The 15,103-nt window shown below is 52.1% G+C and carries 13 protein-coding genes and 1 pseudogene; 9 read left to right on the forward strand and 5 right to left on the reverse strand.

The window, feature by feature from the left end; genetic code table 11:
- A pseudogene (locus ACR0LH_RS21140) lies at positions 1–589 on the reverse strand (hypothetical protein); the annotation flags it as partial.
- A 534-nt stretch (positions 590–1,123) separates the two neighbouring features.
- Between ACR0LH_RS21140 and ACR0LH_RS21145 the strand changes: the two are divergent.
- Together ACR0LH_RS21145 and ACR0LH_RS21150 are read left to right on the forward strand one after the other, a co-directional pair.
- A complete protein-coding gene (locus tag ACR0LH_RS21145) occupies positions 1,124–2,059 on the forward strand; it encodes a hypothetical protein (RefSeq protein ID WP_170416153.1) in 936 nt (311 codons plus the stop codon).
- 85 nt (positions 2,060–2,144) lie between these two features.
- The gene (locus ACR0LH_RS21150) at positions 2,145–3,302 is read left to right on the forward strand and encodes an MFS transporter (protein ID WP_480722355.1); all 1,158 of its coding nucleotides are present in this window, start codon (positions 2,145–2,147) and stop codon (positions 3,300–3,302) included.
- 247 nt (positions 3,303–3,549) lie between these two features.
- On the opposite strand, the gene ACR0LH_RS21155 is transcribed toward ACR0LH_RS21150, so the two are convergent.
- Entirely contained in the window at positions 3,550–4,557 is a 1,008-nt protein-coding gene (locus ACR0LH_RS21155; RefSeq protein WP_170367315.1) for an AraC family transcriptional regulator, read from the reverse strand.
- A 133-nt stretch (positions 4,558–4,690) separates the two neighbouring features.
- Here ACR0LH_RS21155 and ACR0LH_RS21160 point away from each other — a divergent pair, with 133 nt between their 5' ends.
- The 6 genes from ACR0LH_RS21160 to ACR0LH_RS21185 all read left to right on the forward strand — a co-directional run bounded on the left by ACR0LH_RS21160 (position 4,691) and on the right by ACR0LH_RS21185 (position 11,000).
- Positions 4,691–6,088, forward strand: coding sequence for an amidohydrolase family protein (locus ACR0LH_RS21160; RefSeq protein WP_480722357.1), 1,398 nt, complete (start codon positions 4,691–4,693; stop codon positions 6,086–6,088).
- A 26-nt stretch (positions 6,089–6,114) separates the two neighbouring features.
- Complete coding sequence (locus tag ACR0LH_RS21165; protein WP_170367313.1) at positions 6,115–6,879, forward strand: DUF3299 domain-containing protein; 765 nt, start codon at positions 6,115–6,117, stop codon at positions 6,877–6,879.
- Positions 6,876–8,054 carry a carbohydrate porin gene (locus ACR0LH_RS21170; RefSeq protein ID WP_170367312.1) on the forward strand — a complete coding sequence of 393 codons (1,179 nt, stop codon included), beginning with the start codon at positions 6,876–6,878 and terminating at the stop codon, positions 8,052–8,054. Before ACR0LH_RS21165 ends, ACR0LH_RS21170 begins: the two co-directional genes overlap by 4 nt.
- Before the next feature lie 114 nt (positions 8,055–8,168).
- The gene (locus ACR0LH_RS21175; RefSeq protein ID WP_170367311.1) at positions 8,169–8,549 is read left to right on the forward strand and encodes a hypothetical protein; all 381 of its coding nucleotides are present in this window, start codon (positions 8,169–8,171) and stop codon (positions 8,547–8,549) included.
- Between the two features lie 261 nt (positions 8,550–8,810).
- Positions 8,811–9,563, forward strand: a complete 753-nt coding sequence (locus tag ACR0LH_RS21180; protein ID WP_480722358.1) for a DUF3299 domain-containing protein — start codon at positions 8,811–8,813, stop codon at positions 9,561–9,563.
- 78 nt (positions 9,564–9,641) lie between these two features.
- Positions 9,642–11,000, forward strand: a complete 1,359-nt coding sequence (locus tag ACR0LH_RS21185) for a mechanosensitive ion channel family protein (RefSeq protein ID WP_480722360.1) — start codon at positions 9,642–9,644, stop codon at positions 10,998–11,000.
- Positions 11,001–11,178: 178 nt separating this feature from the next.
- Here ACR0LH_RS21185 and ACR0LH_RS21190 read toward each other — a convergent pair whose 3' ends face one another.
- From ACR0LH_RS21190 to ACR0LH_RS21200, 3 genes are read right to left on the reverse strand one after another with little or no spacing between them, the layout of a single operon-like run.
- Positions 11,179–11,967 (reverse strand): nuclear transport factor 2 family protein, encoded by a 789-nt coding sequence (locus tag ACR0LH_RS21190; RefSeq protein WP_480722361.1) that lies wholly within the window; start codon positions 11,965–11,967, stop codon positions 11,179–11,181.
- 30 nt (positions 11,968–11,997) lie between these two features.
- Positions 11,998–12,375 carry a DoxX family protein gene (locus tag ACR0LH_RS21195; RefSeq protein ID WP_480722362.1) on the reverse strand — a complete coding sequence of 126 codons (378 nt, stop codon included), beginning with the start codon at positions 12,373–12,375 and terminating at the stop codon, positions 11,998–12,000.
- Positions 12,372–13,259: an SDR family NAD(P)-dependent oxidoreductase gene (locus ACR0LH_RS21200; protein ID WP_480722363.1), complete on the reverse strand. Its 888-nt coding sequence runs from the start codon at positions 13,257–13,259 to the stop codon at positions 12,372–12,374. Before ACR0LH_RS21200 ends, ACR0LH_RS21195 begins: the two co-directional genes overlap by 4 nt.
- Before the next feature lie 78 nt (positions 13,260–13,337).
- On the opposite strand from ACR0LH_RS21200, the gene ACR0LH_RS21205 reads away from it, so the two are divergent.
- Positions 13,338–14,225: a LysR family transcriptional regulator gene (locus tag ACR0LH_RS21205; protein ID WP_480722364.1), complete on the forward strand. Its 888-nt coding sequence runs from the start codon at positions 13,338–13,340 to the stop codon at positions 14,223–14,225.
- Positions 14,226–15,103: the final 878 nt, after the last annotated feature.

Consider the following 15,103-nt stretch of genomic DNA (forward strand, 5'->3'; position numbering starts at 1 on the left):
CAGTCAAGAGCCTTGACCCAGTTTCAAAGGCAATGCCGCCGCTATTGTTGAGTGTACCAATTGAAAAGCCCGGCGAAAGCACCCCTCCGTTCTTAACTGTGAAGTTGAATGCGTTCACAGTACCCGTTCCGGCCAGCGTGCCAAAATTCTCAAAGTTTACGGTGTTCAAACTGCTTGCCGCATCAAGCCGAACGGTTGTACCGGCGGCTATCGCCATATCGCTGGTCGAAGAAATCGAACTATTCGTCAGCGTGAAATCAGAAGCCTCAGCAACTCGGGTCTGAATATTATATGCCCCAAAGACTACTTCGGTGGCTCCCATAACGGTCAGGTTGTCGTAGGTTAGCGGGCGGTCGGACTGGAAGTAAACTTCAGTGGGGTCGATATTCGCGCCGTTGAATGGCGCAAACGTCATGGATCGGCCGGAACCAATAGAAGTTCCGATGAGGTTCACTCGAAGCTTCCCGTTGATGTTTTTTGCCAAGGCTTCTCGCGAAACAAAGTCTCCGCTACCTGCGGCGACATCAACATTCAGAAGCGTCAAAACTGAAGCATTACTTGGAACAGTGTTTTGGCCGGGAACATACAACTCAATTTCACCTGAGGACGTGATTGAGGAGTTTCCAATTGTAAGCCCTGTAATGGGCCCGTTTGGGATCGGGAGACACGTGCGTTCGGTCGTTGAGATTGTTTGATTGACACGAGTGCTTTCAGATCCAGATGAATACTCTATCCGGGGAGAACCTAATTCTACGCAGGCTTGTGAGCTTTGAGCCGCGGCGCTGGCTGATAGTATCACATAAGTTGAGATCGCTGAGCTGAAGCCCACCAAAGTCTTGCGTCGTGCAACTCGACTTAGATTTATAGCGCTATAGTTTGACACCTGCCTTGCCCTCGATCTAAGCGAATAAGTCAAACCCACCTTAAAGCTTGTTTCCTCTTATGGAAATTTTTCTGAAGCAACTAAGCAATCCTATCAAACAGCAGATAGAGGCGCTGCCATTCTTCGCATTGACCTGTCAAAAACTTGGGCCGGTGAAGAGTCTCAGAAAATTCGAAAGAGTCTGCTTCCTAAGGGCTAAAGTGCACTCACGACGAAAAGCCGCTTAGTGGAGGAACAAGGGTGCCAACCAAGTTCGATGGAAGATTGCTCTCTTGGAGTACGGCGTTAATAATATGTGCAACAGCTGTACTCGTCGTACTGCTTGGCGATCAGGTCGTTGCGTTTGGTGGTATTGCGGCAGTCGCGGGTTTTTCAGCTGGTTTTTTAGGGTCTGTCTTTTCTAGTCTTGTTGCTAACGCCAGAACGTTTGTGATGGTGCTGGTGAGCATACTGGTATGCACACTCTTCCCGCTTCAGTGGATCGCCTTTCTGTGTGGTTTTGTCTTGATCAGTTGGGCTGCTTTTGAAGGGTACAAGAACGGTGGATTTGCAACAGTTCCTGCATTGAACGGATTGCTCTTGTACTTACTGATCCCCCCCGACGAGCGTACTGTTGTTCATGTTGTGATTTTTCTGGCCGCGGCAACAGTCGGTAGTTTGCTCAGCGTTCGGCTTAACTTGGCGGGATCAGCAATACGACCTCCCATGTCTTCCAAAGAAGCAATTTCTGTTTGGCTATTCTTAATTGTCGGCATGAGTTTGACGTCATTGCTCGCTCACGTAATCGGAAATCAAAAATCCTATTGGCTTTCGTTGTTGTTCGTATTCCGCGTCTTGGCTCCAATTCAAAAAGTGCCTGATGCTGCATTGCGGTTTGGGGTTGGCGTGGCGCTTGGGTCTTCGGCAGCTTTATGTTTCGAGTTCAGCGGCTTGTCTCACCAAGTCTTATTGATCCTCGGGTTTGCTTCCGCTGTCATAGGCATGCACAGAATAGGTGGTAACACGCTATGGACCGCGATGTTCTTTACTGTTGCCACTCTGTTGGTGACGGCCCCAACGATTGAGTTTGCGGTCTTTCGAATAGAAGCGGCGGCGATGATAGTCTTTGTAGTCGGAGGGCTATCATTCCTGATCAGTTGGTTTTGGGAACAGATAGAAAACCGTTCCGAAAACTAAAACCGCAAAGCAGCTGACAGAAAAACCTCGGTCGCAAGTCTTCCTGCTCACCGCGCTCGACAGCATTGGTGTCGCACTTCTGAAATTGCAAATTTGGGCCCTCGGTATAAGTATTGTCGGATCAAACTCCTTGGTTCTCAGTCCAATCGCAACGGATGTTGCGGCCTCCTTGCCGCGCAGTTCCGCGACAGACGTCATGTTTGCCTCGGCTCTCTATGGAGCGGCAACGGCCATCAGCGCGCTGACGCTTGCACCGAAGGCAGATCAGATCGGGCTGCGACGCGCTTTGTTCCTTGCGCTCGTGGGGTTGTGCTTTGCGATGGCGATCTGCGCATCGGCAACCGCGCTGTTGGTACTAATTGTGGGCCAAGCTTTGGCCGGATTGGCAGCGGGCCTCGCATTGCCTGCAATCTATGGGTTGGCGGCCGATATCGCCCCAAAGGGACGCGAAAGCGAAACACTTGGCAAGGTTCTAACGGGCTGGACGCTAAGTCTCGTTGCAGGTGTCAGCCTATCGGCCATTCTCACTGATTTTCTGCACTGGCGCATCGTATTTGTAATCCTTGGTGGGACCGGTCTGATTTTGCTTGTCGCACTTAGGCGGTCTGAGATTACGGAAACGCAACTGAACGGCGAAGCCACTTCGCCGCTTGAGGCTATACGAATAACAGGCCTTCCTCCGATCCTATTTTCTGTAGCCTGCTACATGGCGGCCTTCTACGGGCTCTATGCGTATCTGGGCACACATCTTACGCAAGCCTTGGGGATTGGAACCGGCATCGCTGGTCTTGCTGCCCTCTCATATGGTGTTGGCTTCGGCATTGTCGCACCCCTTGATCGCTTAATCGACCGGTATGGAGCAACGAAATCCGCTCCCATCGTATTCGCAACATTGCTTTTCGCATATATCGGGCTTTCCGCGCTGGCACCGTTCGGAATGGCACTCATTGCGTTCTGTTTCGCGTGGGGTGCCGCAAACCATCTTGGATTGAACATCCTTGTCGGCCAATTGACGGCGCTATCTCCCGGGCAACGCGCGACTATTCTCGGTCTCTATAGCGCGGTGACCTATGCCGCGATGTTCGTAGGCACGATGGTCTTCAAAGTGGTCTTCGAAGCGTTTGGCTTCTCGACCATTGCCCTTCTTTCGGCTGCTTGCATCGCGCCTGCAACGCTAGGCGCAGTTCGACGCCATTATCGCCTCGCTAAAACGGACGTTCGTCAGAATGCAGAAAATGGCTAGTATGGGCTCAATATTGCCGTTCTCTGCGGTCTGCGTTGTTGGCTGGTCGCAGCCCAAACCGGACCTTCGCAACCAAGCTTTGCTAACTCCGAAATACACAACGAAACGGCCAGTTGCAGAGGTTGTATCGGCGGTGGCAACCAACCATTCGTGTCGTCGACTAACCTGTTCAACGTCGCACTACAACTTCTCCGAACTGATCCCACGAGGACCTAATCTTCGAAGCGTTCATTTGGCTCGACCACATTTACTTGCTTCGGAACTTGGTCGGTGTCATTCCGGTCTGACTTCGGAAAAAGCGAGTGAAATGGGACTTGTCAGAATAGCCGAGCATCAGACCAATCTCCGCAATTGTCATCTGGTCATCTTTGAGGTGCTCCTTGGCGACATCGATACGCAGCCGTTTGATTTCGCGCGGTAACGTTGTGCCTTGTTGTTGAAGCGCTTTCAGGAACCGTTCCGGCTGTATTCCCAGCAACTCGGCCACCATCTCCGGCCCCAAATCGGTTTCATCCAGTTTGCCGCGCAAGACAGAGCGCAAAGCAGCCACCACAGTTACTTCTTCATCTTGTCGCGGTGAGACCATCGGCTTGGCAGAGCCGTCAGAGACATGGTGCAAAAACAACCATTCCACAGGAAAACTAATTTGCATTCCGGGATCGGTTCCAAGGCCAACCTCGATCCCTTTGTAGTTGACAGGCAAACCATTGATGTATCTGCTTTCCCATCGCACACGCGAAGAGTCCCAGGAATCGCCGACGACGGTCTGCAACAGGCGTACATAGATTGCAGCACCAAAACCGGTTACCTGAATGGGCGGGACTGTTGGTTCCTGTTGCCTATCGATACGATAAGTCGCTTTGTCCGCTTCAATGATAAGGCTGTGCCGCACAGAATTGGACTCCTGCGGTACAAGCCCAACAAAGCGGGTAAAAAACTCGAACAGCGTTTTTGTAGTTTGCAGGGCTTGAGCGAATGGAGGCCACTCTTGCAGGTCAAACGTCTCCCCTACATTCAGTCCAAGGTATCGATCCCCTGACACTTCTGAGAAAGCATTTACCAAGCCGTAAACCAACTCTGAGTGAACGAACACGGATGGGTTAGTCAACAGTTCGGCTTTCAAGCCGACCTGATCCAATGCTGGTTGCGGATTGATCTTACGTTCGGTGAGATATTGCAGAAACGGTGCAGCTAAAGAGAGGCGAATAAAGCCCTCGCTATGCTCTCGGGAGGTGGAGTTGAAAGGCAAGCTCATAACCCTTGTCTGGATTAGCTTTAAGAAGTGGCCATTTTTGCAGTCACATTCGCACATCCTAATTCAAAAGGGGCAACCGAGCCAATGAATTCCAGACTATAGTTGGCAAAACATGAATATGAAGGGAGTACTTATGTCCGGCTTACGAATGTCTCTTTGCTCGACGGCAATTGTCGCGGCAGTTCTTTCTTTTTCGACGACCGCGCAGGCTCAGGATCAAGAAGAACCCCAAACGCTGTTTACCAACGTGCATGTCTTCGACGGTGTGAATGAGCAACGCATTGAGAATGCCAGTGTTCTGGTCGAGGGCAATCTGATCAAGTCCGTCTCAACCGATGCCATTGAAGCGCCGAGTGCGAAGGTTATCGACGGTGGCGGACGCACTCTGACACCGGGCTTTATCGAGAATCACGCGCACCTGATGCTCATGGGGCCATCGATTGCCGAGATGGAAACCAACTCGACCTGGGAGGATTTCGCCATCCACGGGACACGGATGGCCGAAATGTACCTGATGCAGGGCTTCACGACCGTTCGCGATGCCGGGGGCGCTGGTGGCGGGCTGCGGCGTGCCATAGACGCAGGCCAGATCGTCGGCCCCCGCTTTTATCCTTCCGGCGCATTTCTCGGGACGCGCGGCGGCCATGCCGACTTCGCATCTTTCACATCTCCGCCGGGCGGGGTGACCAACTTTGGCACTCTGAATATGGCCCAACAGGTCAACGGTGTTGACGAAATTTACATGTATGGCCGCAACAACTTGCGCATGGGTGCCACGCAACTGAAGTTCATGCAATCAGGTGGGGTGATTTCGGCATTCGATCCATGGCAGTTGCTCGCCGGTTCGAAGGAAGAGATCGAGGCTGCTGTTCAGGTTGCCAACGAGTACGGCACCTATGTCATGGCACATTCCTACCGCAAAGAAGCGATCATCAATGCCCTGAATGCAGGGGTTAGAACCATTGAACACGGATTTCACTTTGACTGCGAAATTTCTGCTTTGATGAAAGAAAAAGGAGCGTACATCACGACGAACATCACGGCATTTGATCCGGGCCTTCTTGACGTTCCGTCCGTGAAAAACAACCCTAACAGTTTGAGGAAAGCCAAATCGGCCTCGGCGACCTTCGAAGCCTATATTCCCAGCATGAAGGAATGCCCGGCGCCGCGCGGGTTCCAAACCGATTGCGTGGGCTCAGTCGAGGCGTGCAACATTCAGATCGCCTACGAGAAGCATCTGAACAACCATTTCTTCGGCCCCTATGCGTCGATGGTAACCTTGACTTCGGTAGGCGGCGAGATCGCGGCACTTAGCGGTGATTTCATGAACCCCTATCCAGAAGGCAAACTGGGTGTGATCGAAGAAGGCGCCTATGCCGACATCCTACTGATAGACGGCAACCCCCTCGAAGACTTCTCGGTCGTTGGAACAGGTGATCAGTGGTTTGGTGCGGACCCGAGGCCGGACAGCCCGGAAACAATCCGCCTGATCATGAAGGACGGTGTGATCTACAAAAACACACTGGATTGACCAGATATAGCAGCCGGAGAGCATTCATGCGAAATTGGTTTTGCTCCGCAGTATTCGCAGGGTTGGTTTTGTGCGGTTATGATGCTGCGGCGACGCCTGGAACCGCGTTGGACTGGGCAGACCTGCCAGATCCGTCTGCGCAGGTCTTTGAAGACCCCTATCGCGAACTTAGCGCCGAACAATTCGACGATGTCCTTTACGTCGTACGGCTGCGCGGCAGGTTACAGCAGGATAGTGGCAGCGAAGAAGAGAGGCAGAAATGGCAAGAGCTTCTGACCGAGACTGAGGATGCCTTGGCGGCTGATGGGATTGATGTCGACTGGCTACTCGATCAGCGAGAGGTCGTGACGGAGCGGCGAAGAAAGGCTGGAACGAGCGGAAACGCGCAATTCGACGGCCGAACAATCACACTCGCGGGCTTTGCCATTCCTGCTCCGAGCGATCCGGACGGCCGGCCTGTGGCGTATTTGGTGCCAGAAAGAGGGATGTGCAGCCACATGCCTCCACCTCCGCCTAACCAGATGATCCGTGTGCGGTTGAACGGGGACTGGGCGCCTAGCTATTTCCACGAACCCGTTCGGCTGACAGGCACGCTGACCATCGATCCTTCTGTTCAGAATATGATGGTTGTTGACGGCCTCATGCCTATGAATGCGACTTTCCAGCTAGAGACGGAACGTGTCGAAACTCTGGAAACCGAGGCAGACAGGTTGGAATGGCAGCAGCGTGCTGCTGATCGCATCCGCGCGGCGGGAAATCGCAAGACCGGTGGGGCACAGGCGTCAAAATGATAAGACTTCTGGTTGCCGCATTGAGCATTGCTTTTGCTGGCGCAGCGTCGGCTCAGGGACTATCCGGGCCATCTTCAGTCGAAGCTGATCTTGCGCCCGGAGACGGGCTCACCGATCCGCAATATCGTTCCGATTTTCCACGCAACATCGCACCGGGTTGGTTTCAGTGGAAAGACCGACTGGCTGAGGGTGGTTTTCGGTTCAACATTGACTACCTGGCATTGGGCCAAACCACGGATGCTGATCTGGGAACCGGCGAAGCAGCCAGCGGAATTGCGCGGTTCTACGGCAGTTGGCAGGCAACTGAACAGGGTTCTCTGACATTCAAGATCGAAGACCGGCACAGTTACACGGATGTTGCCCCGCAATTTCTCGGTCTGGATGGCGGAGCGCTTTCTATCACGGGGACAGCCTTCAACGATAATGGTTTGCTGCTGACCAACCTGTTCTGGACCCAAAGGGCCGAGGACGGCTCGTGGACGCTGCAAGTCGGGCAGATCGATGTAACGGACTTTGTGGATATCTACGGGTTGGTGAGCCCCTACAGTGGTTTTCAGAACCTGTCTTTCAACACCAATCCGACAATCAACGCGCCCAATCAAGGCCTTGGAATTGCTGGCGGGATAAAGCTGAGCGAAAACTTCTACGCTATTACGAGCATCTCAGACGCAAACGCCGACCCGTCCGATCCAAATTTTGATGTGTTTAGCGATGGCAATCTCTTCAAATCACTCGAGCTTGGGTACACGTCCGGCTTTGATCGCATCTATTTTGACAATGTCCATGTGACTCTCTGGCATGCGGATGCGGCTGACGATGGTAGCCGTCCAGAAGATTACGGCGCTGCGTTTTCTGCCGCATGGTTTGTTGACAATAAGTGGATGCCGTTCTTTCGGGCTGGGGCCTCGAAGGGGACCGCAGCGCTTTATGAACGGTCGATTTCTGCCGGTCTCGGTTACTATGGTCGCAACACCGATTTGGCCGGTCTGGGCCTAAACTGGGCCGAAGCAAGAGGCATAGATGGCGATCAGTTCACGCTCGAAGCTTTCTACCGTTTTTCAATCTCACCCGGATTGCAGATCACGCCATCGGTACAATTCATTTCCGACCCGCTTCTAAATCCCGATCAGGACCGGATTACCCTGTTCGGTCTAAGAACCCGGATAGTTTTCTAATGCGGGGTGAAGGCAGTCACTAAGGGGTGTGCCAAAGGGCAACTAAGAGAGATCAAGCGCGTGCCGGAATTTTCAACGCCGGTCGAATGAAGTTGGGAAGCAAAGGAACAATCTATGAAGATCGCCTACGGAATTCTCGCAGCCTTAGCAGTTGTGTTTTTCATCCTTGGAGGCGGCGATGCCCATGCCAAAGACAACAAGGGTAAAAAGCCGAACAAGGGGGGCAAGAACGGTGATGTCAGCATTCAGATCGAAGACAAACCCGGCAAAGGCCCAAAGGCTGTGCCGCCTGGCCAGATCAAGCGCTACACGCGCGGTGCCAAGCTCCCATCTGATCTGGAGTTCGAAGAAATTGGGGACCTTTCCAAATGGAAGCTGGGGGAGCCCGGCAAAGGAAACCGCTACATTCAGGTCGATGGCGAAGTCCTCGAAGTTACGAATGATCTGTCTACCGTTGTCGATGCCGTCGGCATCGTCGGTGATCTTCTCAACTAGACGAAAGTACGATGTTTCAGGGCAAGAACTACCTCGTTTGTCCTGACGCTGGCCGGGGCGATCATTCTGTGAACCCCGGCCCAAGGTCAAAACCCGGACACCAGGCCTAGCGATGGAAAAGCCCTTCTTGTACTTTTTGCGCTTGCTACCCTTTCGTGAGCACGCGTCCTGCTCGCGCAGGAATCCGGTGCAACTGAATGATGACCCGTCAGAGCCAGTGGCAATGGGCGCTGTTCTGATGAAACTTTGGAGCATATGATAATGCGTCTTTCCTGTGCAGTAATAGCCGCGTGCTTTCTGGCTTTGCCGGTTCATTCGGAAGGCACACGTGTTGAGTGGTCAGACCTGATCGATGAATCCGCTCAGAACTACGAAGATCCATTCGTCGAATTGACGGGCAAACAGCTTAACGCGCTTCGCAAATTGGTCCGGTTGCGCGCGCAGCAAGAAAGAGGTGGGGCGACGCCAGAACAGCTTGACCAGATTCAAGTGGATATCGAGGCGACTGAAACAACCCTTGCTGAGGAAGGCGTTGAAGCGGACTGGTTGATTTCCCAACGCTGGGTTGTGATGGAAAGACGTGAGAAGGCGGGCACGGCCGCCAATGTCGACATCGATGGCGTGACCGTTTCATTGGGCGGGTTTGTGATCCCGGCACCCCCCAACGAAGATGGTTCCCAAATGGCATATATCGTGCCGGAACGTGGAATGTGCAGCCACGTACCGCCTCCGCCCCCGAACCAGATGGTACGTTTGCGCTTGAGTGATTCCTGGGCGCCATCGACAATCTACGAACCCATCGTTGTAACTGGTCAAATCAGGATCGAGTCGACGCAGAAGGAAATGCTGGTTGTTGATGGTCCCGTCCTCATGAAGGCTGCGTTTACTATAGAGGTCGATGACGTTCAGACTTTTGGACCAATCCAGACTTCCGAAGAGGTTTCGACCAATAGGGAACGTGTATTGATGGGAAGGATCAAGGCGACTGGCGGGGCTACCGGAGACGATGATTAACGCAATCCACGCTGGATTTGCTGTCAGGTGCCGGGTGTCAGCGGTCGCCCTCCGCAAAAATCCAGTCCACCCGAAATTGTGAAACAGGGCGCACGTCCGGTGGCTACGAAATTCATCCACGGAGCATTCAAAATGAACCGGAACCCGCGAAATCGAATCATGCATGTTTGCCTTTGCGCGTTGCTGTTTATCTTTCCATTCATAGCGTTTGGCCAGGAAACAGATGAAGTATCCGCTGCTGAAACTGAGTTCTTCGCCTTGGCAGTTGATGAAAACACGACCGTTGATGAACTCGAAATACTGGTCGTGCCATTAACCGCCGAAGAATTGTCCGATGCATCAGCTGCTTGGCAGACTCATGTTCGCAATCAGGCCGAAGAATTTGCCCAGATAAATCTGAAGTTGCAGAAAGCAAATAAGGAAAACGAAGACAAACTGAGATTAAAACTGTCAGCTTTTGTCGCGACCTCAAATGCGACGCTCGAAAAATATAGGACTGTTCTAGAGGCTTGGTCAAAAAAAGGAGCAGCCCCTGAGGATCTCAAACCCCATCTTGATTACCTTTCGGCGCTTCAAACCAGTGCGATAACATCGTTTGATTTCAAAACGTTGGTGCAAAGTTTCTTCGCATGGCTGATCGCATTCGATGGAGGGATGCGAGTTGTCCTTGGGGTATTGGGCGTTCTGGTTGCTGTCTGGACGATGATGTTTGTTGCCCGCTTCGTGCGCAGGATGGCACAGCGCGGTCTTGATAGAGTTCCGACACTATCCCGAATGCTAAAGAGGTTTCTGGTCACCGCAGTTTTTTGGGCGGTTTTTGTGTTGGGTATCCTGGTTGTCCTGGCCTTGTTCGGCGTGAACGTAACTCCGTTATTCGCGGTATTCGGCGGCTTGTCGTTCATTTTGGGTTTCGCGTTGCAGGAAACTCTGGGCAACCTTGCAAGCGGCCTGATGATCATGGTCCTCAAGCCCTTCGATACCGGCGATTATATCGAAGTCGGCGGATCATCCGGGTTTGTGGATGAGATGTCGGTTGTTTCCACGAAGATCCGTACATTCGACAATCAGATCATCGTTGTTCCAAACAGCAAAATCTGGGGGGACGTTATTACCAATGTAAGCGCCTCAGACGAGCGGCGTGTCGATCTCGTGTTTGGCATTGCATATTCTGACAATGCCGCTCATGCCATTGCCGTTTTGAAGGAACTGGTCAAAAACCACGATCTTTGCCTCAGCTCGCCAAAAGCCGAGGTATTTGTTGGAGAATTGGGGGACAACTCGGTCAACATATTCTGCCGTCCGTGGTCTAAATCCGATGACTATTGGACGGTGTACTGGGACCTAACCGGGCAAGCAAAGGAACGTTTTGATCAGGAAGGTATATCCATTCCGTTTCCGCAACGCGATGTTCACCTGATACCAGCCGAAGGAGTCTAATCTTGAAGACGTTAGCAATCTGGATTCTGCCAATTCTGCGCATCTGCGGTGTCGCGCCGGGTCAATCAAATACCACTGTTCAAGCATAGAGGAAGAGGACCCAAGGCGATCACCCACTCAACGCGCAAAAGTGCGTAGCTTTGGCGACTTGCGCGTGTAGGGCCGGCTTTCCAGCCGATTAGAATTTGCCAGAGTTGTTCCACGTCTCTTTCGGGCCGATCTGTTCCTGAACATCCCAATGTTCGACGATCTTTCCGCGCTTGAGCCGGAACAAGTCAAAGACGACCAAATCGTCCTCGTCGTGTTTTACATGGCTAAAAGCAACCACAAAATTTCCTTGGCCTAGTAGTCGGTGAACTTTGACGTATTGCGCGGTTTTTCCACCATTCGTCATCTCTCCAAGATGCTTGGAGAAAGCTTCCAGTCCGTCGTCAATTTCTGGGTTGTGCTGATCGTATTGCTCGGTCGATATGTAGTCATTCACAAGATCGGTGCGCCCTGCAATCAGGACATTGTCGATGAACCCTTGCACCACGGTCTTGTTGGCCTCGGTGAAATCGAGATCTTCGATTTCGGTTGGGCCGTCCACCATGCTGCGGCCCGAGACGGTTGGCCATTCATACGCGGCAATCACATCCCAATGCTCGACGATTTTACCGTCTTCGTCGGTATCAAAGATATCGGCCGTTACCCACTGGGCTTCACCGTTGTTTAGACTTTGATACACATGCACGAAGACGAAATTCCCATCCTCGATAGTACGCAGAACCTGGATATCGCGCACCGGATTCCGCTCAAGAAAAGGCGTGAAAAACTCGATGAAACCTTCCTTACCATCACGTACACCCGTTGAATGTTGCGTGTAGCGATCCCCGGTAAATTTATCGAGCGCCTCTGCCATTTTGCCGTCACGAATGCCTTCCAGATAAAGGCCTTTGGCATTTGCCACGCGGATACTGTCAGTCACAACATGCACTCCTGTGTCATAGACTTGGTTTTAGCTAATACCAACAATGCTCAACACCGTTTCACGGCCAGACCAAGCTACGGTAGCGGACAAGGTGCCTGTGACCATGGCAGGAACGCCATCTTTCCAGGTGTCCCAGATCAGATGACAACCAACTGCACCGATGGATGTGCCAAGAATTGCCAACGCGCCCAAAGTCCCGACCCAGGATCCCTGAAACCAGATCGCGATTGCACCAAACAATTCAACCACGCCAACCAAGGCCATGATCTGCCGATTTAACCCGTACTTGATGAACATCGCCAGCTGGGTCTCGAAAATGAACTTCTGCCAACCGAAGATCTTGATCGAGCTTGCGAAGAGGAAGAAGAAGGACAGCAGTCCGACGAAAACAGTGATCACATTCATTCCGCAGCCTCCTGAACGGGAAAGGAGAATTCGGCGCCGAGAGCATCCAAAAACGTTTCCTGCGCGGTGGCTACGGCAGCATTCATTGCGTTGGCCAACGCTCCAATGTCCGACGGATCGACGACAGTTCTCAACGGTCTTTTGTTGTAGGGCAGGTTCAATAGATCGGCGATGGCATCGGCAACCATTGCAGGGGACGCCTCAGAAAAGCTTTTTTGCGCCAACCCCATGAAGCGTCCGGCCATCGCCTGTGCTTGTTCCAACGTTGGGCCGTATCCAGCCATGCGCTCCGGTTCATCCGTTGGCGGCGATTTCTGCATGATGCCTGTGTCAAATGCGCCGGGTTGAACGATAAGGGATTCCAGTCCCAATGGAGCGAGTTCAAGAGCATAGGTCTCGGCGACCAGTTCCAGCGCCGCTTTACTGGCTGCGTAAAAACCGCTCATAGGCAAAGCTAATCGAGACACGTCACTGGTGATGCTGATCACCGTGCCAAAGCCCTGAGCGCGCATATTGGGAAGCACGGCGCGCAGCACGCGAACCGGTCCCAGCACGTTCACATTCAGCATGTTCTGAAACCGAGCCGCAGAAATGGTCTCGTTGAGTCCGCCAACATATATCCCAGCATTGTTGATCACGACATCAAGTGGGCCATCCAGCTTTAACATCAGATTGGCAATTGCGCTGTCTACGCTGGCGTCACTGCTGACATCCAGTTCGATGGGAAAAACTTGCCCGGATACTGCCTCCAGACTGGCCGCCTCTTCGGCGTTTCGCCCCTTCAAAGCACGCATTCCGGCAAATACAGAATGACCTTCGTCTGCGAGTCTGATTGCCATTTCTTTTCCGAAGCCGCTGCTGGCCCCAGTGATCAGAATATTCATCTGTCTGTTCCTCTTGTGGTCGAGAGGAAAATGGCAATCAATAGACATAATTGGAAATAATCATTATTTCTTGTTAGTATGAATGAAATTGATGGAATTGATCTTAATCTACTGAAATCTCTTCAAGCGCTCATCTCGGAACGGCATGTTGGACGTGCTGCGCAGCGAATGAACGTAACGCAACCTGCCATGAGCCACACTCTGGCAAGATTGCGCCGCCTGTTTGACGACCCTCTGTTCGTCAAGCAAGGGCGCGAAATGGTGCCAACAGCGCGCACTCTGGACCTTGCGGCGCGGTTGAACACGATCCTTTCTGAGATCGGCGTGCTCACTGCGCCGGTGACGTTCTCACCTGAATACGCGAGCGCAACTATTCGAATTCATGCCCATGATTTCATTGCCACCAGTTTCCTTGCAAACGCAATTCGGCGTATTCGAGAGCAAGCACCAGGGATCGTGTTCGAAATTCACAGCTATTCAGATCACAGCTACCAGATGCTCGATTCCGGGGATGCCGATTTGATCATTGGCGCAGGACTTCAGGCAAATCCTAAGTTTCTTCAAAAGCTTCTACTGCGCGAGCGCCTAGTGTGCTTATTGGACCGAACCCACCCAGCTTTGAACAGCTGGAATGCTGAGACGGTCTTTCTATATCCACATGTCCGGCTGAGTCTCGTGACCAAACAAGATGACCCAGTTCACCTTTATGGAAAGGATCAGGGTTTGCCCCCACGCCAGGTTGGGCTGGTGACTGATAGCCTGCAACTGCAACCGGCCTTCCTGGAAGGAACAAATCTAATCGCTTTTGTACCGGAGACGCTCGCCCAAGCCGCCACCATCAACGGAAATCTAATCACGCGCGATTGCCCTTTCCCCCTGCCGGAATTGGGAATCCGTGCAATTTGGCACGAACGAGACACACGATCTCCCCTTCTCAGCTGGATCCGCAGCCAGTTGGATGTTTAACGGTTTGTGGAAATTAACACTTCTCTTTGTTGTTAAATTTGCACTGAAACCAGCGATGTTGCACGCCAACTCGTAGGAATGAGAGCTTCAAGGGCAGCGTAAGTTCTAGTCGATCAAAGAAGAAACTATGGATTTTATATCAGATTTTTAGTTTCCCGCAGACTAGATTGAAGTGTCCCACAGATCAGCTTCGCTGTGCTCGAATGTCGGCTGCGGGATCCGAGTCAACAGCATCCGGACAATCTGTCCAATGACAGCTCTGGGCTGTACGCCGAAAATTTGCAAAGTCCACTTTCTGCGCATCGCAGACCTTCGAGAGAATCCAAGGTTCCTTAGGGAGGCCCTTTGTGAGATTGAGCAATGCAAAGGGCCATAACCGCGACGACTAAGCCATAAACTGATTGAATTCGTCGCTAATGCAGACAAACGCGTAGCGCAAAACTATGGGCGAACTACGCAAACTTATGGGGTGCGCGAAGTGTTATGCGCAAACCTACATCAGATGTAGGGACGCTCATAACGCTGCATTCCTAACATTGATTTCATTGAAGGAAATCTTGGAAACTTGCCCATAACTCTGCGCTGTATTTGCGCATAACTTTGCACGATTTGACCATAAGTTTGCGCGGTTCGCCATACACGCTCAATTGGTGATTGTCGTAGCGTGAATCTATCAACTTAAACTCACCGAAACTCAATCAAAAGTGCATTCATATTGGGGCAAATCAATCCCTAGTCGAGTCGACTTTGTAATCGCTGAGCTGGTTATTTAGCAACCATATCTCTACCTGTTGCAAAGTCATAAGCCTCCGGACTTGGCCCATCTTTTCTCAACCGAAGAAGTCTTTCCTTTCCTTCAATCAGGCTCGGAATATGTC

The organism is Ruegeria sp. CL6 (assembly GCF_056536465.1).